This window comes from Marinobacter salicampi (assembly GCF_011074795.1).
GTDB classification, from domain to species: Bacteria; Pseudomonadota; Gammaproteobacteria; order Pseudomonadales; family Oleiphilaceae; genus Marinobacter; species Marinobacter salicampi.
Window position 1 is genome coordinate 173,570 of sequence record NZ_JAAMPF010000002.1, and the last position, 19,676, is coordinate 193,245.

General features: G+C 58.1%; 21 protein-coding genes. 8 read left to right on the top strand and 13 right to left on the bottom strand.

The window, feature by feature from the left end; genetic code table 11:
• Nucleotides 1-2: 2 nt before the first annotated feature.
• From rlmH to G7W63_RS01125, 4 genes are all read right to left on the bottom strand, one after another.
• Nucleotides 3-473, bottom strand: coding sequence for a 23S rRNA (pseudouridine(1915)-N(3))-methyltransferase RlmH (gene rlmH / locus G7W63_RS01110; RefSeq protein WP_166251833.1), 471 nt, complete (start codon nt 471-473; stop codon nt 3-5).
• A gap of 2 nt (nt 474-475) precedes the next feature.
• A complete protein-coding gene (gene rsfS / locus G7W63_RS01115; RefSeq protein WP_166251836.1) occupies nt 476-826 on the bottom strand; it encodes a ribosome silencing factor in 351 nt (116 codons plus the stop codon).
• A 115-nt stretch (nt 827-941) separates the two neighbouring features.
• The gene (gene nadD, locus G7W63_RS01120; protein WP_166251839.1) at nt 942-1,580 is read right to left on the bottom strand and encodes a nicotinate-nucleotide adenylyltransferase; all 639 of its coding nucleotides are present in this window, start codon (nt 1,578-1,580) and stop codon (nt 942-944) included.
• Between the two features lie 7 nt (nt 1,581-1,587).
• Nucleotides 1,588-2,844 (bottom strand): glutamate-5-semialdehyde dehydrogenase, encoded by a 1,257-nt coding sequence (locus tag G7W63_RS01125; protein ID WP_166251842.1) that lies wholly within the window; start codon nt 2,842-2,844, stop codon nt 1,588-1,590.
• Between the two features lie 242 nt (nt 2,845-3,086).
• Here G7W63_RS01125 and G7W63_RS01130 point away from each other — a divergent pair, with 242 nt between their 5' ends.
• Genes G7W63_RS01130 through G7W63_RS01140 form a run of 3 tightly spaced genes read left to right on the top strand, consistent with a single transcriptional unit; the run spans nt 3,087 to nt 6,552 of the window.
• On the top strand, nt 3,087-4,109 hold the full coding sequence (locus tag G7W63_RS01130; RefSeq protein ID WP_166251845.1) for a GGDEF domain-containing protein: 1,023 nt from the start codon (nt 3,087-3,089) through the stop codon (nt 4,107-4,109).
• Nucleotides 4,106-5,098 (top strand): GGDEF domain-containing protein, encoded by a 993-nt coding sequence (locus G7W63_RS01135; RefSeq protein WP_166251848.1) that lies wholly within the window; start codon nt 4,106-4,108, stop codon nt 5,096-5,098. Before G7W63_RS01130 ends, G7W63_RS01135 begins: the two co-directional genes overlap by 4 nt.
• 2 nt (nt 5,099-5,100) lie before the next feature.
• Nucleotides 5,101-6,552 (top strand): bifunctional DedA family/phosphatase PAP2 family protein, encoded by a 1,452-nt coding sequence (locus G7W63_RS01140; RefSeq protein ID WP_166251851.1) that lies wholly within the window; start codon nt 5,101-5,103, stop codon nt 6,550-6,552.
• Nucleotide 6,553: 1 nt separating this feature from the next.
• Here G7W63_RS01140 and G7W63_RS01145 read toward each other — a convergent pair whose 3' ends face one another.
• Nucleotides 6,554-7,126, bottom strand: a complete 573-nt coding sequence (locus G7W63_RS01145; protein WP_166251855.1) for an LON peptidase substrate-binding domain-containing protein — start codon at nt 7,124-7,126, stop codon at nt 6,554-6,556.
• A gap of 34 nt (nt 7,127-7,160) precedes the next feature.
• A complete protein-coding gene (locus G7W63_RS01150) occupies nt 7,161-8,405 on the bottom strand; it encodes an HDOD domain-containing protein (RefSeq protein WP_166251858.1) in 1,245 nt (414 codons plus the stop codon).
• Nucleotides 8,406-8,645: 240 nt separating this feature from the next.
• On the opposite strand from G7W63_RS01150, the gene ilvD reads away from it, so the two are divergent.
• Complete coding sequence (ilvD, locus tag G7W63_RS01155) at nt 8,646-10,481, top strand: dihydroxy-acid dehydratase (RefSeq protein WP_166251861.1); 1,836 nt, start codon at nt 8,646-8,648, stop codon at nt 10,479-10,481.
• Between the two features lie 88 nt (nt 10,482-10,569).
• Here ilvD and G7W63_RS01160 read toward each other — a convergent pair whose 3' ends face one another.
• Nucleotides 10,570-10,986: a peptidoglycan-binding domain-containing protein gene (locus tag G7W63_RS01160; RefSeq protein WP_242634266.1), complete on the bottom strand. Its 417-nt coding sequence runs from the start codon at nt 10,984-10,986 to the stop codon at nt 10,570-10,572.
• Nucleotides 10,987-11,118: 132 nt separating this feature from the next.
• Nucleotides 11,119-12,273, bottom strand: coding sequence for an AI-2E family transporter (locus tag G7W63_RS01165; RefSeq protein ID WP_166251864.1), 1,155 nt, complete (start codon nt 12,271-12,273; stop codon nt 11,119-11,121).
• A gap of 199 nt (nt 12,274-12,472) precedes the next feature.
• On the opposite strand from G7W63_RS01165, the gene G7W63_RS01170 reads away from it, so the two are divergent.
• The 3 genes from G7W63_RS01170 (at nt 12,473) to G7W63_RS01180 (ending at nt 14,186) form a co-directional block, all read left to right on the top strand.
• On the top strand, nt 12,473-12,802 hold the full coding sequence (locus G7W63_RS01170; protein ID WP_166251867.1) for a hypothetical protein: 330 nt from the start codon (nt 12,473-12,475) through the stop codon (nt 12,800-12,802).
• 116 nt (nt 12,803-12,918) lie between these two features.
• On the top strand, nt 12,919-13,167 hold the full coding sequence (locus G7W63_RS01175) for a hypothetical protein (protein ID WP_166251870.1): 249 nt from the start codon (nt 12,919-12,921) through the stop codon (nt 13,165-13,167).
• A gap of 119 nt (nt 13,168-13,286) precedes the next feature.
• Nucleotides 13,287-14,186, top strand: coding sequence for a haloalkane dehalogenase (locus G7W63_RS01180; protein WP_166251873.1), 900 nt, complete (start codon nt 13,287-13,289; stop codon nt 14,184-14,186).
• A gap of 37 nt (nt 14,187-14,223) precedes the next feature.
• On the opposite strand, the gene G7W63_RS01185 is transcribed toward G7W63_RS01180, so the two are convergent.
• Nucleotides 14,224-15,009 (bottom strand): acyl-CoA thioesterase, encoded by a 786-nt coding sequence (locus G7W63_RS01185; RefSeq protein WP_166251876.1) that lies wholly within the window; start codon nt 15,007-15,009, stop codon nt 14,224-14,226.
• Nucleotides 15,010-15,143: 134 nt separating this feature from the next.
• Here G7W63_RS01185 and G7W63_RS01190 point away from each other — a divergent pair, with 134 nt between their 5' ends.
• On the top strand, nt 15,144-16,685 hold the full coding sequence (locus G7W63_RS01190) for a DEAD/DEAH box helicase (RefSeq protein WP_166251879.1): 1,542 nt from the start codon (nt 15,144-15,146) through the stop codon (nt 16,683-16,685).
• Here the strand turns inward: G7W63_RS01190 and G7W63_RS01195 are convergent.
• From G7W63_RS01195 to G7W63_RS01210, 4 genes are read right to left on the bottom strand one after another with little or no spacing between them, the layout of a single operon-like run.
• The gene (locus tag G7W63_RS01195) at nt 16,664-17,179 is read right to left on the bottom strand and encodes a dihydrofolate reductase (RefSeq protein WP_166251882.1); all 516 of its coding nucleotides are present in this window, start codon (nt 17,177-17,179) and stop codon (nt 16,664-16,666) included. The genes G7W63_RS01190 and G7W63_RS01195 overlap by 22 nt on opposite strands.
• A gap of 36 nt (nt 17,180-17,215) precedes the next feature.
• On the bottom strand, nt 17,216-18,055 hold the full coding sequence (locus G7W63_RS01200) for a thymidylate synthase (RefSeq protein WP_166251885.1): 840 nt from the start codon (nt 18,053-18,055) through the stop codon (nt 17,216-17,218).
• Nucleotides 18,052-18,840, bottom strand: a complete 789-nt coding sequence (gene lgt / locus G7W63_RS01205; RefSeq protein WP_166251888.1) for a prolipoprotein diacylglyceryl transferase — start codon at nt 18,838-18,840, stop codon at nt 18,052-18,054. Before lgt ends, G7W63_RS01200 begins: the two co-directional genes overlap by 4 nt.
• Nucleotides 18,841-18,856: 16 nt before the next feature.
• On the bottom strand, nt 18,857-19,651 hold the full coding sequence (locus tag G7W63_RS01210; RefSeq protein ID WP_166251891.1) for a sulfite exporter TauE/SafE family protein: 795 nt from the start codon (nt 19,649-19,651) through the stop codon (nt 18,857-18,859).
• Nucleotides 19,652-19,676 lie beyond the last annotated feature (25 nt).

Genomic DNA, 19,676 nt, shown 5'->3' on the forward strand with positions numbered 1-19,676 from the left:
ATCTAAACGCGGTGATAAGGGTGATTACGGGTAATGGACCAGGCACGATAGAGCTGCTCTGCCAGCACAATCCGAACCAGCGGATGGGGCAAAGTCAGGGGGGAAAGAGACCACTGCTGATCAGCTCTGGCCCGGCAGGCGTCAGAAAGTCCATCCGGCCCTCCCACCAAAAAGCTCACGTCTCGCCCGTCCTGCTGCCATCCCTCAAGCTGGCCTGCCAGTTGTTCGGTACTCCAGGACCGGCCGCTGACCTCAAGCGCAACAATCCTGTCGGCCTTGCCTGTAGCTGCCAGAACCGACTCACCCTCGCGCAGAACCAGACGGGCGACGTCAGCGTTCTTGCCTCGGTGGGCCAGGGCTACTTCCACCAGCTCAAGGGATAACTCAGGGGGCATACGGCGGGCATACTCCTGAAAACCCAGGCTGACCCACTCCGGCATTTTCTGCCCTACGCAGACCAGCCGTAAACGCATACTTATTCGCTGCCTGAAGCGCCCATGTCTGGCGCGTCCCGCCAGAGCCGCTCCAGATCGTAGAACTCGCGGGTGGCAGGCATCATGACATGAACCACGATGTCTCCCAGATCCACCAGAATCCAGTCGCTGGCATTGGCCCCTTCAACATTGGCAGAGCGAACACCATTGCCTTTGGCTTCCGTAACGACCGAATCTGCCAGGGACCGGACGTGACGGTTGGAGGTACCTGAAGCGAGAACCATATAGTCCGTGACACTGGTCCGGCCGCGTACATCAATCACACTGATGTCCTGGGCCTTAACGTCTTCGAGCGCATTAACCACAATTTCCTTCAATTGCTCTGCCTGCATAATCACCCTGTTAGAGCGCCGCCGGGACTGGATGCGCCGGCTGGCTGATAATTTATGGGCGAGATTGTAGCACTAAACCTTCGCACCATGGCAGGTGAAAAAATCACCAATTTGGCTACCGGACGGCTCCGTACAGCTTTCGCGCCCGGATCTCCGCCCACACCCGATCAGGCAGCAAATACCGCGGCGAGCGACCGGAGCCGATCCGCTCACGAATGCCGGTGGCTGAAATCGCCAGCAGTGGCAGATCAAGCGTCAGGCACAAACCACCGGGCCGGCCGTGCAACTGGTCAGGCGAATCGGCACGGCGCTCCGCCAGAAGCCGGCCTGCCGCGCTGCCCGGGTCCACCACGGTACCCGGCCGATTCACAACAATGATGTGCGCCAGGGACGGAATACCTTGCCAGTCCCGCCACTGATCAAAGGCGGCAAAGGCATCGGCGCCCACCACCATGGCCACAGGTTCGTCAGGGCCCAACTCGGACCGCAACTGACGGAGCGTGTCCGCTGTGAAAGAAGACCCTGCCCGCCCAAGCTCGCGCTCATCAATATACAGGCCTGGTTCGCCCTCGATCGCCAGCTCCAGCAGTCGCAACCTATCTTCGCTGCTTGCGCCCGGCGACTCCCGGTGGGGAGGCACATGTGACGGCACCAGGGCCAGCCTTGTGACCCCAAGGCGCTCTCTTAGTTCCACAGCCAATCTCAGATGCCCGTGGTGAACAGGATCAAAGGTACCGCCGAAAATTACGTGCATCTAGCGCTCATGTCCGCACATGCCCGTCACCGAAAACCACGTATTTTTGGGAAGTGAGTCCTTCCAGCCCTACCGGGCCACGGGCGTGAATTTTATCGGTGGAGATACCGATCTCGGCACCCAGCCCATACTCGAAGCCATCCGCGAACCGGGTCGAGGCGTTCACCATGACCGAGGCTGAATCCACCTCAGTGATAAAACGCCTGGCGCGGGTATAATTCTCGGTAATGATGCTGTCGGTATGGTGGGATCCGTACCGGTTTATATGTTCGATGGCTGCGTCCAGGCCTTCGACAACCCGGATCGCCAGCACAGGCGCCAGGTATTCGGTACTCCAGTCCTCTTCTGTTGCTGCGTGAAGGCTGCCGACCAGGTCGCGACTGACCGGGCAGGCCCTTAGCTCCACCCCTTTGGCCTCAAACGCGCGAACAACCTCCGGCATCAGGGCTTCGGCCACATCCCGGGCAACCAGAAGGGTTTCCATGGTGTTGCAGGTGCCATAACGCTGGGTTTTGGCATTGACGGCTACCCTTAGCGCTTTGCCGGGATCGGCCTGACCGTCTATGTAGACATGACACACCCCGTCAAGATGCTTGATCATCGGCACTCGGGCGTCCCTGCTGATACGTTCGATCAGACCTTTTCCGCCCCTGGGGACAATAACATCAACATATTGGGGCATGGTGATCAGTTCCCCAACCGCAGCCCGGTCCGTAGTCCTTATCACCTGAACGGCGGTTTCGGGCAGCCCGACGGCTACCAGCCCCTTTCTGATGCAGGCAGCGATCGCCTGATTTGAATGAATGGCTTCAGAGCCCCCACGCAGAACGGTGGCATTACCGGACTTCAGGCAGAGGCTCGCGGCCTCCACCGTCACGTTGGGTCGGGACTCGTAGATAATACCGATGACGCCGAGGGGAACCCTCATTTTGCCCACCTGTATACCGGAGGGCCGGTAGGTCATGCCGGTTATTTCACCGATCGGGTCAGGCAGGACGGCTACTTGTCTGAGGCCTTCGATCATGGCATCAATCCGTGCTGGCGTAAGTTCAAGGCGATCAATCATCGCCGACTCCAGGCCATTTTCCTTCCCTTTCTCAAGATCCCTGATATTGGCCAGAGCCAGTTCGTGGCGTGCCTCATCCAGAGCCTCGGCCATTGCCAGCAGGGCATCGTTGCGTACCTGAGTGGTCGAACGAGCCATCACGGTTGCCGCCGAACGGGCCTGCTGGCCCACTTCAGCCATATAAGCTGCGATATCCATCGAAAAAACCTTTGTTGGACCTATCCACATCTAACGTTAAAGTGCCTACTGTACCTGTAGGGTGCGCGGTTCGCACCTTGCAACTGTACGCTGAACCAATTGTACGCTGGATCACTCCTTCAGGGGATTAGACAATTCCGGGAGTTGCTCTATCATACCGCGGCATGAAAGATTACTGGATAATACGGCTTCAGGATCTGACAGCTTCAGGCCGAACCGGACCACGATTAAGGATTGAAAGCATGGCCCAGATGGCCGAAAAGTTCCTACTGACACGGTTTGCCCGGGTCAGTTGTTTTATTCTTCTCGCCCTGGCGGTCTATGCATTCGTGACCGTTGGCTGGCTGGCTGGCCTGGCGGCGGTTACCGGTGCCGCCCTGATCTGGACAACACCTGCTGCCCGCCAGGTTCATGCCCGCCAGCCCTGGCTATCCCTGCATCGCGGACTGGTCATCCTGCTGGCCCTGGAACTGCTGGCAAGCCTCTGGCTGGGGCCGCTCAGTCTCACCCACTGGTTGTTTGTCATACCCCTGGCTGCTTTCGCAACCCTGCCCCTGGGACTCGCGGCAGCGGTCACCCTGGCCTGCCTGCTCGCGGTCATCGCCTCGGGCATGACCATCAGCCTGGGCGCCAATCGGCATCAATTGGTCAGTTCCATGTTTCTGACCACAGCCTTGTCCTGTGTGCTGGTTTTCCTCCGTGAATACAAGAGTCTTCAGCTCGCGCCCCTGCGCCGGACAGACGAACTGACCCAGGCAGCAAGCCGGGAGTATCTGTCTGCCGACCTTCACAAGGAAATACAGCGTAGCGAGCGGGAAGGTACCGACATGGCCATTGTGATGGTCGGTCTCGATACCCACCTTAGCGATACCGACCCTGATGCTGATATCAGGGCGATCCTGCCCAGAATTGGACGGTTTCTGCACTCCCAGTTGCGGGACTTTGACAGCTACTACCGGGTGGCTGACCTACAGTTTCTGGTTATTCTGCCTGGTAACACCTCCGCAGATGCGGCCAGCAAAGCGAACCAGATTCGCAGGGGCCTGAGCGCACTTCTGGCCTCCCATGAGCTTGACCTTACCGTAAGCGCAGGGGTTGCAGGGCTGAACATTGGCGACGACGCCGACAGCCTACAGCAGTCAGCAGCAAATGCCCTCCGACGGGCCCAGCGTCAGGGTGGCAACCGGGTACAGTCCTATAGCGCCTGGTCTGAGCAACGCAATTCGGACACCAGCGACCAGGTCAACGGAGTCGAACAACCATGACTGAAACCCGGTTACGAACCTATACCCATTTTACCGCCTATATTCTCGCGGCCCTGTTCATTATCAGCCTGGCCGCCCAAAACCTTCGCTACGGCTTCTACGAACTCTTCTACCTGGCAAGCACCCTGGTTGTGCTGACCGCCGGCGGCGCGATCTATACGCTGCTGTGTCGTCGGCATCAGCTTCGAGCTCCCGGTCACCTTGTTATCCTGAGCCTCCTCAATATTGCACTGATGGCTGCCCTGGTGACCCTGGAGCGGACCGACGTCAGTTACTGGTGCCTGCCGGCTCTGGTGCTGAATGTATTGGTGCTGCCCTTACGCCAGGGAGTGGCGCTCTCTCTGGCCCTATGCGCCGCCCTGGCCTTGTATGTTTTTACCCAGCTAGCCCTACCGGATGCCCTGCTGATCATGGCGTCAGCCCTTATTCTTCTCAGCACGGCCGCCTTCTACATCTGGCACTACAATCACATGGCCCAGTCCGCTGAGGATCTTGCCATAACCGACCCCGTTACCGGTGCTCACAATGCGCGGTTTCTCGACGAGACCCTGCAAAAGGAAATCAGCCGGGCCATTGTTACGGGGCATTGCCTGTCTGTTATCAAGCTGGGTCTCGACTACATGGACGAGGTAAGGAACCTTCACGGGGAGGATGGCCAGCAGGCACTAACACGGGAGGTAACCCAGCAGTTGTTTGAGGTTATCCGGGCGGGCGATACCCTTTACGCCCTGGACAACGGCGAGTTTTTCCTGATTTTGCCCTTCACCCCGGAGGAAGGTCTACGGGTCATTGCCGAGCGCATTCGGCGTACTCTGGGTGAACATCGCTGGCCTGTGGTGGGAAGGCTGACTGTTAGTCTGGGCTGTACCACCCGGGTATCGTCAGATACCCGCTATGACGCCCTGCGGGACCGGGCTCACGAGGCCTTGCAGGAAGCCATGAAGCGCGGCCATGACTCCATCTGGTTCAGCCATGGCGCTGCCCGCTGATCATGCCTGAATGGATTCAGGCGCTCTCTGCCTGGCTCTCCCAGAATCCCGGCTGGTTGGCCGTGGCTTTGGTACTGATCGCTTTTATTGAATCCCTTGCCCTGGCCGGACTGGTGGTCCCTGGTGTGGCACTTCTGTTTGCTGCAGCAGCTCTGGCCGGAAAAACCTCCATGCCGGTCATGGAAGCGTTGGCGTGGGCCGGCCTGGGGGCTGTTCTCGGCGACAACGTGAGCTTCTGGCTTGGCCGCCATTTTCGCGGTCGCCTCCACCTTATATGGCCAGTGAGCCGATACCCGGGCGTGATGATTCGGGGTGAACATTTCTTTGCTCAACACGGCGGTAAAAGTGTTGTTCTCGGTCGCTTCGTCGGCCCTATACGGCCGGTCATTCCCCTCGTCGCCGGGGCGTTCGACATGGATGGCCGTCGTTTTCTGGCCTTCAACCTCGCCTCGGCTCTGGCGTGGGCGCCGGTGTATGTTCTGCCGGGATATCTGGTGGGAAGCGCCCTGACTGAGAAGATCGACCTTCCGCCCCACCTCTATCCCGTTCTCGGTGCCAGCCTAGGGCTTCTTGCCCTTGCCTATCTGCTGTTTGTGCGAGTCCAGTTGCGGCTGGATAATAGCAGTGCCGTATACCGCCGGGTGCAGGCCTTTATGGCTCAGTACGACACCAGCCATGCCTTTTGGCGAGCGCTGACCAGCCAGCGGCCAGACCGCGGCGGCGAATTTCCACTGGCGTCACTAACCCTGGCCGTCGCTGCCACAGCGCTGTTTATTATCTGGTCGGTGCTGGCTGTCGCCACTGACCTTCTCGACCCTCTGAATCTTCTTGCCCTGGACTTTTTTCTCACTCTGCGGCATCCGTTTTTCGACCCGTTGGCGCTTGGGCTGACATTACTCGGAGATGCCCTATTTCTTACCTTGAGCGCAGGGCTCGGGATACTGGTCTTGAGCTGGCGGGGTTATTACGCTGCGGCACTTCATGTAGGAGCGGCGCTTGGCATTGCCACAGGAGCCGTGTGGCTGATGAAGCACGGGTTTGCCGTGCCTAGGCCGGTAACCATAATGTCGCCACCGGAATCGGCCGCCTACCCGAGCGGCCATGCCGCTGGCGCCGCCGTCCTGTTTGGCCTGATCGGCAGTTTTGTGGCCAGGGAGCTGGCCAGCCAGAAACGCTGGCGCGTCTATCTTGCTGTGCTGGCTCCCGTGATCCTGGTCGCGCTAAGTCGAGTTTACCTGGGCGTGCACTGGCTTACGGACATTGTAGGGGGCCTGCTGCTGGGCTTTGCGATCTGTGGCTATGTTCGCGCAAGTTTCAGCAGATACGACCACTACCCGCTACGGCTTGATGGACCGAACGTGCTGTTACTGGTCGCCTGGTGTGCCCTGGCTGCAGGCTACGTGACTCTGGTTTGGCCCACCGCGGTAATTGCCTACAGCCCGGCGTTAAGCTGAATTATTCGAGCGCCTCAAGAAGAGCATGGAGTCTGTTGAGGCGCTCAATCGGGTCCTGCAGTTCAACCAGCTTCTGTTTTTCCTGCTTATCCAGAGGCAGCAATTCCGTTAAACGCCAGCCAACCTCCCGTGCATCCTCGAAATTCACTTTCATTTCCAACTCATTCACTACCGGATGCTTCAGCAGAGCCCTGAGCACGACCGGGAGTTCGGAAAAGGCCAGGGGCACAGGCAGATCCACTTCATCCAGAAGCACCTCCGCATCCCCCATGTTCAAGCCATCCGGGGCCTTCCAGGTTTTTACCACGGTGACCTTGGCTTCGCCTTCCACGGTAATGCCAAGCAAACCGTTATCCATCTGCTGGAAATCCACAATGCGGACGTAAGTGCCAATATCATAGAAAGCGGCGGCTGTGCTGGTTTCCAGGCCTTCCCGAAGCAGCACCACCACAAAGCCACGATCTTCCTTCAGGCAGCGGGTGAGCATATCAACGTAGCGGGGCTCAAACAGCTGCAGTGGAATGCGACCCCGCGGCAGAATAATCGAGTTGAGTGGAAAAAGTGGTACATGCATAAGTAACTCTGTCAGTCGTATGGCGGCGCCGGCTTCAGTGAATAGACAGTAAGCGGTGGACTTCGTCCACCCGGGCCCGGGCCTGGGTCAAAATCTGCAGACTACGGGAGGCGTTCAGTTCCAGCTCCCCCAGCCGATGATACGCCGGTACCGCCTCAAAAGCCGGCAGGTCAGCGCCTTGATCGCTACCGATCATAGCGTGTAGCTGGGCAACAATGACAATATCCACAAGCTGCGGCGCCGCGCCGCTGCTCTCAAAATGCCAGTCTTCGGCGTGCCTGGCAGCTTCGACAAAAGAGACGGGAAACTCCCAGTTCTCCAGCACTGCCGCCCCTACATCCCCACGCAGCTCTGCAATGGCCTTTTGCAATTGCTCGGGCTCAATGGCGTGGTTTTCGGCCCGCACTAATACTGGCACCGTGCCGATGTCATGCAGCAGTCCGGCAAGAAGCGCTTCCTCCGGGTCCAGCCTGGTCACGCTATCTGCCAGAACCCAACACAGGGCAGCAACTTCGCGGGAGTGACGCCAGAGATGGTCCATTAGCTTCTGCAGCTCGGGCTGACGGGTTTTGAACACCTCCCGCATGGAAAACACCGTGACCAGTTGCCGGGTGGTCCGGGTGCCAAGCCTGACTACCGTTTCACGCACATTTCGTATGTCGTTAAATCCACGGTATAAGGGGCTGTTACAGGCCCTCACCAGCTTCGCCGCCATGGCCGGGTCTGCCGTTATTACCTGGGCGATCTGTTCAGCTGTCGAATCCTCACGGTCCGCAGCCCGGCGAACCTTCCACGCCACATCGGGAACACTGGGCAGGGACAGCTGGTTTGACCTAAGCTCTGCGTAGAACTCCATCAGCAGACGATGCTCTTCACCTGCGCCGCTTTCTTCTTGCAGCGAGTCCATTTCAACCTGCCGAATTGGCGCCGAGCGGAGCATTTGTGCCAACACGCCCTGGTTGACCACAAGAAACTCACAGGCGCTGGCAGCTGTCACATCGTACATACGGGGCTGAAGCCGTGCTATGGCATTAACGGCTTTTTCGGTATCTGCCTCTATCCTGGTATTCCGCCCATCAGCCGAGCATAGATCGACCATGCCCTCGAGCAGAAAATACTCCAGGCCATCCTGATCACCGCGTTGCAAAACCCGCTCACCAGCTCTATGACGCTTACGCTCACAACGATCCGCCAGCAGTATCAACTGCTCGTCAGTCAGGCGCTTCAGGGGCTGCAGCTTCTTCAGGCGCTGCAATATAAGACTTTCGGGGCTGGCCAACGTCATTCTCCGTTCAGGAGTGCCGGATACGGGGCACCCAACCATTCAGGGACAAGCAAGACAACGCCATGCCCACACCTTCGCACCTGGTAGCCCGAGTCAAGTCGGCCACCGAATACCAGCCAGTGCAGTCAGTGAGCAGTTTGTTGCAAATTGTAACCGGAGCCCGCCAAAACAGCCATGCGCCCTGTCATGATTCTGGTATGCTTTTGCGATTTTCAGTTATAAGAGACTCTCGACATGCCCCAGTACCGCTCCAAAACATCCACCGCCGGCCGTAATATGGCTGGAGCACGGGCCCTATGGCGTGCCACCGGCATGAAAGACGACGACTTCGGCAAGCCCATTATCGCGGTGGCCAACTCATTTACCCAGTTTGTGCCGGGGCACGTGCACCTGAAGGACCTTGGGCAACTGGTCTGTCGCGAAATCGAGGCCGCCGGCGGCGTGGCAAAAGAATTCAATACCATTGCAGTTGACGACGGTATCGCCATGGGCCATGACGGCATGCTGTACTCACTTCCATCTCGGGAAATCATTGCCGACTCCGTGGAATACATGGTTAATGCTCACTGCGCCGACGCCCTTGTGTGCATCTCAAACTGCGACAAGATTACCCCGGGCATGCTGATGGCCGCCTTGAGACTGAACATACCGGCCATTTTCGTGTCCGGTGGTCCGATGGAGGCTGGCAAAACCAAGCTGTCCGAACACAAGCTCGACCTGGTCGATGCCATGGTCATTGCCGCCGACCCGAACGCCACCGATGAAATGGTCGAAGAGTATGAGCGTAGCGCCTGCCCCACCTGCGGTTCCTGTTCCGGCATGTTTACCGCAAACTCGATGAATTGCCTGACCGAAGCCATTGGTCTTTCGCTGCCTGGCAATGGTTCCATGCTGGCAACACATTCTGATCGCGAAACCCTGTTCCTGAAGGCAGGACGACAGATTGTGGAGAATGCCAAACGCTATTACGAGGAAGATGACGCCAGTGTGTTGCCGCTGAGCATTGCATCCATGGCGGCCTTTGAAAATGCCATGGTGCTTGACGTCGCCATGGGGGGCTCAACCAATACCATCCTGCATTTGCTGGCAGCAGCCCAAGAAGGCGGCGTTGCCTTTACCCTGAACGAAATCGACCAACTGTCACGGAAAGTTCCTCAGTTATGCAAAGTGGCGCCCAACTCCCCGCTCTACCACATGGAGGATGTGCACCGGGCCGGAGGTGTTATGGGTATTCTCGGCGAGCTTGAGCGGGCCGGACTGATTAAAGCGGATGTACCTACCGTCCACGCGCGAACCCTGGGCCAAGCACTCGAGGCCTGGGACATCATGCGTAACCCGAGCCCGGACGTGATTCAGTTCTTCCGGGCCGGGCCGGCGGGCATCCCGACCCAGCAGGCTTTCAGTCAAAGCACCCGCTGGCCCTCGGTGGACGGTGACCGGGCACAGGGCTGCATCCGCAGTGCAGAGCATGCCTACTCGAAGGAAGGCGGCCTGGCGGTTCTGTTCGGGAACCTGGCCCTGGACGGGTGTGTTGTCAAAACCGCAGGGGTCGACGAAAGCATTTTTGTCTTCGAAGGCCCCGCTCGTGTATACGAAAGCCAGGAAGCAGCGGTGGCTGGCATTCTGGACGACCAGGTTCAACCCGGGGAGGTCGTAGTAATACGGTACGAGGGACCCAAAGGCGGACCAGGCATGCAGGAAATGCTGTACCCCACCAGCTACCTTAAATCAAAAGGTCTGGGCAAATGTTGTGCGCTGTTGACCGATGGTCGATTCTCCGGGGGCACATCCGGTCTCTCTATTGGTCATGCTTCGCCGGAAGCTGCCTCAGGGGGCGCAATAGGACTGGTGGAGAACGGCGACCTTATCCGCATTGACATACCCAACCGAGCCCTTCATCTCCAGCTGGACCAACAGGAACTTGACCGCCGCCGTGAGGCCCGCGACCAGTCAGGCTGGCACCCTGAGCATCCACGGCCTAGAAAGGTTTCCGCTGCCCTCAAGGCCTATGCGCTGCTGGCAACAAGTGCAGACAAGGGCGCTGTCCGGGATCTGACAAAACTGGACTGAGGTGGTGCTGAGCACTCGGGCCCAAATTCAGGCTTTGGGTCCGAATGCTCCAATATCATGAAAGGGCCCGGCTACATCCAAAAATGGCTCAGTTAAAGAAGGACCAGCCGCCATCATCGTCTTCTTCGACCGCTTCCTCTGCCTGGGCCTTTTCAGCCCGGGGCTCTGGTGCAGCATTGGTGTCGGCGCTGGCGGTCTGGGACGAGCCCTGGGACATTGCCGCCACTTCTACTGACAGGATACCCAGCGCCTTTTTTGTCGCTTCATCAACCTCACCCGTAACGGTCAGATCCGGATGATCGCTCTGGAATGCCTCCAGGGACGCCCGGGTGCCAGCGTCCATTGAAGTATTGACGTTGTTTACCTCGTAACCCGCACCATAAAGGGCATGCTTGAGCGCTACTGTCTCGCTTGCCTGAGCGGTGACCGCAGCACCCGTGAGAAGAACGACGAGTGCACCTGAAACCATTAGTTTGCGTGAATAGCTGGTACCGGAACCGAACATGAGCAACTCCTACTGCGTTTTTATAAGACTTGGCCTGGCTCAATTCACATCGAACCTGGCTGCACCGAGCAAAACCATTACTAATCCTTAACCTTAGCACACTTGGCGCGGGGGGCGTGCCATGTCTTCAACTTAGTCTGGCTTGCCCTGCTCTTTGTGAGCTGCGTCACAATCTGACAACTGAACCTCAGTCTGGCCCGGTCTCTCCTCGGGAGGGAGGGCTTCGGCCTGCCGACGGGAACCCGAACCCTCACTGAACTCACGAATAAAGATGCCCCAAAAGGCCATGAAAAGGGCTGCCACCAGCGGCCCCATCACAAACCCATTAATACCGAACATCACGATTCCGCCGAGGGTGGACAGCAGCACAATGTAATCCGGCAGTTTGGTATCCCGGCCCACCAGGATCGGCCGAAGGATGTTGTCGGCCAGACCAATAACCACCACACCAAAAACGGTCAGTATGACGGCCGGAATGATACTTCCGATAGCCGCAAGGTAGAGCGCGGCGGGAATCCAGACAATAGCTGCGCCAACCGCCGGAATGAGTGAAACCACAGCCATGACCACACCCCACAACAGCGCGCCCTGAATACCCAGTGCCCAAAAAATGCCACCACCCAGCGCCCCCTGGATTATCGCTATTAGCAGATTCCCTTTTACGGTCGCCCGGGTAACCTCCGCAAACTTCGCAAAAAGCAGGCGCTCACGCTCATCACCAAGGGGTAGCGCCTTGATCAGCAACTCAACCAGTTTGGTACCGTCCCGCAGCAGAAAAAAGGCCAGGTAGCCCATCAGTGCCAGTCCCAGGAAAAACTGAAAGGTGTTCTGGCCGAACCCGAGGGCCTGCTTGGCAAGAAATTGGCTGCCTCCGACAAAGGCATTGGAGGCGCGATCCCTGAGGGAGGCAAAATCAATGTTGAACTGGGAGAGGAACGCTTCTATCGCAGGAAAGGAGGCATTGATTTTGTCGATATACTCGCCTGGGCGAAGCTCACCGCTCTGAATCGCCTGGTATAGCCACATGCCCTCTGCCACCAGGGAGGAAATCAGGACGATAACCGGAATAACCACGATGATCAGGCATATAAGCAACGTGAGCAGAGCAATGGTGTTGGGCCTGTCGCCGAGCCTCCTGAGCAGACCCTGCTGGACCGGATAAAAAATCAGCGCGATGGCCACCGCCCAGAAGATAGGGCCGGCAAAAGGCTTCATCAACAGGATAAATGCCAGGGACACCAATAAAAGTGCAGCCAGAAAAGACCGCCTCTCCAAAGCTTCGTACATAACCTCTTTTACTCCCCGCTTCCATCTCCCCGAAGCCGGCATGATCGGCGATGCGCGTGCTCAGGTGCTGATCACAGCCTAGCACGACGGTCATGGTCAGCGTCATCAAAGGCACGTTATAGTGGTAGTTTGATCTTGGAAATATTGCGGCAATCACGGGAACCAGACAAGACAGGCGGGATCATTGGATCGCGAAACCATGGACACAGACACTGCTCTGGAGGCTGTTCGGGCGCTTGAGCGAGTATTGGCAAGCCGGACCCATCGAAAAAAGATCATGGGCCAGGAGGTACTGGTGCCCGGCCAGTTAGGCCAGGCCCTGCACCTGCCACTGTTGTTAAGACGGCTGCAGAGCAAACAGAAAAGACAGCGGGACCAGGGGCTTGAAGACTTCCTGGTGCTGTGGGACACCCTGTCCAATCCGACACGGCGCCGGGTGATGGACGCTCTGGGCTGGTATGACCCCAAGTCACTGGACTGGGAGGACAAACGCTCGAATCGGCGTCCCGACGGTACAGTTGACTCCTAACCTTTAAATGTAATAAGACAGCCCTATAATTGAGCATTGAGCCTATAGAATTTCAAAATCAAGGTTACCAACATCAGAGTCATCCCAGGGATTCAGGGGAACAAAGGAGAAGGAAAATGGTGAAAGAGGAACATTTCGAGGCGCGTCTGGCAGAAGGTTCGGTAGTACCCACGCTTTTATGTGGTCATTGCAGCTCCACGCTCTCCCGCGCCAAAGTTTTTCGTAACGAAGGCGCACAACGTTTTGAGCTCCCCTGCGACGTTGTTGGGCTCTGCCAGGCAGACGACTGCGGTGTTCTGAACTGCTGTGACGCGGCCCTCGCTAACCTGGAAAATCCTTCCAGCATTGTCGATATCGCATCCTGACGCAATCGGGCAACGCTCTGTTACGCAAACGAAACATATTTTCGGGCCATCTGATTTAAGCTAATCCTGATCTGGCCGGGGCACCGGCCGCGCACCAATCAGTCAGGACAGTCGATGGCATGCGTATCCTAAGAACCGACGAGGCCCGCTTTGCGGGGCTTGCAGATTACCCTTTTGAACCACGCTATCTGGACGTCGGACCTGGGCTGAGAATGCACTACGTTGACGAAGGCAAGGCCACGGGGCACCCGATAGTCATGCTTCACGGTGAGCCTTCCTGGTCCTACCTCTATCGCCACATGATCCCGAGGATCGCTGAAGCGGGTCACCGGGTACTTGCCCCGGATCTGATTGGCTTTGGCAAATCCGACAAGCCGGTGGATATAGCTGACTACAGCTATGAGAATCACCTTCTCTGGCTTGAAAGATGGCTGGAAGCTCTCGACCTCCGGCATATCACCCTGGTCTGCCAGAACTGGGGCTCCTTACTGGGCCTGCGGCTGGTCGCCAAGCATCCGCACCGATTCGAGCGGATTATCGTGGGTAACGGCACACTACCCACGGGCGAGGAGAGCGTGCCTGCAGTATTCACGGTCTGGAAGGCCTTTGCCCGCTACAGTCCCTGGTTTCCCATCAGCCGGATTATCCAGCTGGGTACAGCCCGCACCCTCACCCGCGCTGAACTTGATGCCTATGAGGCACCTTTCCCCACCGCCATGTATAAAGCGGGCGCTCGAGCTTTTCCACGGCTCGTGCCCATCGCTCCTGCAGACCCGGCAAGCCTGGCCAACAGGGCAGCATGGGAAATCCTGCGAAAGTGGAAAAAACCGTTCATAACCTGTTTCAGTAGCGGTGACCCCATTCACCATGGCGGCGATCGCTACCTCCAGCGCCATATTCCCGGTGCCCACGGCCAACCTCATATCACGCTGAGAGGGGGCCATTTTCTTCAGGAAGACTCACCTGAAGATTTCGCCAGAGTCATCATCGATGCCTGTAAACACGAGCTCGCCGCCTGACGACAGCTCGGGCTTTGGTTTCTCCCCACAACGAGTTCTAGCCAAACACTGTCACCGTCTGTCTGCTCAATGCCACCAGTTCTCCCTGCCGGGTCCATATACCGGCATGGGTGTGACCATAGCCGGACCCGGCCTGGTCTATGGTGGCGCGATAGAGTAGCCAGTCATCGGCCTTGATTTCCGGTCGCGGGTGCACGATGTCAAAGGCCCAGCTCAGGGAACTCGCGGGCGCCGGTTGCTTCAGATGAGGTAGCAGAGCCGGCGGCCAGGCGTCAATCAGTGCCACGATATGGGCGTCGGTCATGATTTCCGGCGCTGACCGGAAACGCATCCATCCGCCCATTTCGCGCCCGCCTTTGCCGCTGAACGGCATGGAACCGAAAGCCCAGCGCATTTCGATGTGCTGGGTAAACTCCGGGGTTACCCCCCGGATGTAAGGCAGTGATTCGCAAGTTTCAGGATCAGCGGCCTCAGGCGCCGCCAGGGCTTCCACATTGACGGTGGAGTCGCGGCCGCCACCAAAGCTTGCCAGGGCCGCCAGCCTGGTCTCGCCGTTCTGCAAAAGATGGGCCTGGGCCTGACTAACCGCCTTGCCTTCCCGCAAGAGGCGGGTGTCGACAACCACTTCCTCATCCGCTGTCACAGGGCCCACAAACGACACCTGCATTGAGCGCATCGGGCGTCCTGGGGCTACCGCCTTCTCCATCCGGTCAAATGCCAGGGCGGCAACCAAACCGCCAAATGTTGCCCGACCCTGTCCCCAGGACGCCGGCATAGTCAAGCCGCTTTTGTCATCACCAGCCAATAACTCGTCAAAATTCATTCGGTTAGTTCCCGTTGTAATTACCTATCGTCAGTCGCCTCGTAGGCGTACAAAACAATACGCCAAAGAGGTATACTGTGCCACACCACGCGCAGCCCACGCCGCGCCTTACTCTTCGAATCCCGAGTTATTTCATGTCAATAGAATCTTTTGCCGACCTCGGCCTTGATCCGGCTGTTCTCGAAGCCGTTGCCACTGTTGGTTACGAAACACCGTCGCCCATTCAGGCCCAGGCCATACCCATCCTTTTGAACGGTGACAACCTGCTGGGAACGGCCCAGACCGGTACCGGCAAGACCGCTGCGTTTGCCCTGCCGCTGCTCAGCCGTATTGAGCGTACCAGCAATGTGCCGCAGATCCTGGTGCTTACGCCCACCCGCGAGCTCGCCATCCAGGTCGCCGAAGCATTTACCACATACGCCAGCAGCTTCAAGAATTTCCACGTGCTGCCGATCTATGGCGGCCAGGACTTCTACCCCCAGCTCAAGGCGCTCAAGCGTGGTGTTCAGGTCATTGTCGGCACGCCTGGCCGTCTGCTGGACCATCTGAGGCGGGGCACACTCAAGCTGGATACACTGAAAGCCCTGGTACTGGACGAAGCCGACGAGATGCTTCGCATGGGCTTCATCGATGACATTCAGGCCATTCTTGCGGCAACGCCAGAAAACTGCCAGCGCGCGCTCTTCTCCGCCACCATGCCCGGCCCCATTCGCAAGGTGGCTCAGACCTACCTGAGCAATGCCAAAGAAGTAAAAATAGAGAATCAGGCCAAGACCGATGACCTTATCAGCCAGTTTGTGCTGCCGGTCTATGCCGAGCGCAAGCTCGATGCCCTGACCCGGATCCTGGAAGTGGAGCCATTTGATGCGGCGATCATATTCGTGCGGACAAAGGCCGAGACAACCCTACTGGCCGAGAAGCTGTTTGCCCGTGGTCATGCGGTTGCACCCCTCAACGGCGACCTGAACCAGCGGCAGCGGGAACTCACGGTCGATGAGCTTAAGCGGGGCAAGAAAGACATCCTGGTTGCCACCGATGTCGCCGCCCGGGGTCTGGACGTGCCACGGATCACCCACGTCATCAATTACGATGTGCCCTACGACACTGAAGCCTATATCCACCGGGTTGGCCGCACCGGCCGTGCCGGGCGCTCGGGCAAGGCCATCCTGCTGGTAACGCCGCGGGAGCGTAGCTGGTTGCGCACGCTTGAGCGCGCCACCAATTCGCCTATGGAAGCCTATCAGCTGCCTTCACCGACGGACCTTCAAAAGCTTCGGGAAGACCAGTTCGAAACACAGTTGATGACCTTTTCAGAAGACCACAAGGTTGCCAAGGCTGTCGAAATGCTGGAAGGCATAGCCGAGCGCAACAAGCTTGATATTGGCCAACTGGCCGGGGCCATGGCGTGCCTGCTGGAATCGATCCAGCCTGGCACCCTGCCGCTGGAAGAGCCGGCCGCCCTGCCGGTTCCGTCGCCGGAACGCCGGGGCCGAGACAACACTCGCGGTGGACGGCCAGGGGAGCGGGGAGGTCCCAAACCCGGATTCAAGAAAGGTCCGGGTGGAAAAGGCAGGCCTAACAGCCCGGCTCGCGGTAAACCACCAGCAGGTAAGCCCGCTGCCAGCGGTAAGCAGCCGAGCAAGCGGCCCGCCCGTCAGGCTGACGACAAACGCTGATAGACCACAAAACTGTAGTCGTAGGGATTGTTACCGGACGCGGAGAAATCCTCCCGTCCGATTTCCTCCCACTCGTCCCAGTTGACCTCGGGAAAACGGGCGTCACCTGTGACCTCATCATGAACCTGGGTCACATACATCCTGTCGATCTGAGGTAAGGCCTCCTGGTAGATCTGGCCGCCCCCGATAACCATCACCTCATCGCCACCCTCTAGTTCCGCCTGGGCTTCAGCCATCCTGAACGCGGCTTCCAGCGAGTTTACTGCACAAGCACCAGCCGGTGCCGGCCACTCGGGATCCCGCGATACAACAATATTGAGCCGCCCTGGCAATGGCCGCCCAATGGAGTCCCAGGTCTTTCGACCCATGATGATGGGTTTCCCCATGGTCGCCTGCTTGAAGTAGCGAAGATCCCCCGGAAGGTACCAGGGTAATGCATTGTTACGTCCGATGACCCGGTTTGCCGCCATCGCGACGATCAAGGCCTTGCGCATAGTTTTCTCCCGTGACCGGCCTGCTCAGGCAAGTAGTCAGATGGCAATCGGGGCTTTAATGCCCGGCTGGGGGTCGTAGCCTTCAAACTCAAAGTCTTCCAGCTCATAGTCGAACAGGGAATCGGGCTTACGCCGGATGTTGAGCGTTGGCAGCGGGCCAGGCTGGCGCTTCAGCTGTTCGAACACAATATCGTCCGTTAAATGGTTCTGGTACAGATGGCAGTCGCCAAACGTATGGACAAACTCACCCACACCGAGATCGCACTGCTGGGCGATCATGTGGGTAAGCAGACTGTATGAGGCGATGTTGAATGGCACGCCGAGAAACAGGTCGGCGCTGCGCTGGTATAACTGGCACGAAAGCTTGCCCTTGTCTACGTAGAACTGGAACAGGCAGTGGCATGGGGCCAGCGCCATCCGCCCGGCCTCGACATTGGCCTGTGGACTGACGGACTCATCGGGCAACTCAGCCGGATTCCATGCCGATACGATTAACCGACGAGAGTTTGGCTTGGCCTTTATCTGGGCAACAACCTCACTGATCTGGTCCACCACATCACCATCGGGACACTGCCAGCTGCGCCACTGCTTGCCGTAGATCGGCCCGAGGTCACCGTCATCCAGCGCCCACTCATTCCAGATGCTGACCTTTCGCTCCTGCAACCAGCGGTTGTCCGTCGACCCGTTCAAAAACCACAACAGCTCATAGATGATGCTGCGCAGATGAACTTTTTTGGTAGTCACCAGAGGAAAACCTTCCGACAGGTCAAACCGTATCTGGCGCCCGAATACCGAGCGGGTGCCGACCCCGGTTCTGTCTCCCCGGTCACTGCCGTTATCGACCACATCTCTCATCAGATCCAGATAGGCCTTCATGGGGTGTTTCTCCTGTATGCAAACGCGACCATGGCAATGCCGGCAACAATCATTGGGAATGACAGCACCTGCCCCATGGTCAGCCAGTCAAAGGCCAGATAGCCCAGCTGCGGGTCCGGCTGGCGGAAAAATTCCACCACAAAACGGAAGATCCCGTAAAGGGCCAGGAAGCAGCCACTGACCGCCATGCGGGGCCGGGGCTTTGAGGAAAACCACCACAGCAAAATAAAGAACAATGCCCCTTCCAGCGCAAACTGATAAAGCTGGGATGGGTGGCGGGCGAGCGCATCAGGCGCCTGGGGAAAGACCATGCCCCAGGGAACATCAGTGGGTTTGCCCCAGAGTTCACCGTTAATGAAATTGCCAATACGTCCCGCACCCAGACCTACGGGGACCAGGGGCGCCACAAAATCGGCAATCTGGAAAAATGTCCGGTCCACCTTGCGGGCAAACCACGCCAGCGCAAGCATCACCCCGATCAGGCCGCCGTGGAAGGACATGCCCCCCTCCCATACCCGTAGCAGAGAAAGCGGATCGCCCAGAAAGTTACCGAAGTTATAGAACAGCACATAGCCGAAACGGCCACCGAGAATGACACCCACGGCAATATAGAACAGCAGGTCCCCCATTTGATCTTCCGTAATGGGAGACCAGGGTTTTCGTGTCCTGAGGCGACCTAGCCACCAGCCCACCAGGAACCCCACCAGATAGGTAAGACCGTACCAGTGCACTTTTAATGGCCCCAGAGAGATAGCGACAGGATCAAATTCAGGATGACGAAGCATTATTCAAACTCTTGTGTCAGGTCAAAAAACGGATGCCGACGAGCACCAGGAAAATAGCAAATATGCGCTTGAGCATGCGGGCATCCAGACGATGAGCAAGCTCTGCTCCATAACGGGCAAAGAAGACACTGGTTAGCACGATCCCGAGCAGCGCCGGAAGGTAGATAAATCCGATACTGAACGCAGGCAAGGCCTCATCGCCCCAACCTGTGACCCCGTTAGCGGCTGCACCCGCGAATGCAATAGGGAAACCACAGGCGGCTGAGGTGCCCACGGCGTGCTGCATGCGCACGTTGCTCCAGCTCAGGAAGGGCACGGTCAGGGTGCCACCGCCGATACCGAAAATTGCAGAGGCCCAGCCGATACCGGTGCCAGCACCAGCCAGGCCCACTTTACCTGGTACATCACGGCCAGGCGTCGGATTGACCTCAAAAAACATCTTTATTGCTACCAGGATGACGAAGACCCCAATAATCAGTTGCAGCGCTTTGCCATCGAGCAGTGAAGCAGTCCAGGCGCCCAGTACCGCCCCGATCACGATGCCCACCACCATGGGACGAAAGACATCCCACCTCACCGCTTTCTTGACGTGGTGAGAGCGGATTGAGCTGAGCGAGGTAAAGACGACCGTCGCAAGGGAAGTGCCGACCGCAAGATGGGTGGACACTTCGGAACTGACGCCCTGAAGGTCAAAGCTGAAGATCAGTATCGGAACGATGATCAGGCCGCCGCCAATACCGAACAGGCCTGCAAGTACGCCCGCCACAGAGCCAAGGACAAGGTACAGTGCAAACATCGCAGCTATGGACATGGGCGTCAGAACCGGTGCAGATTAG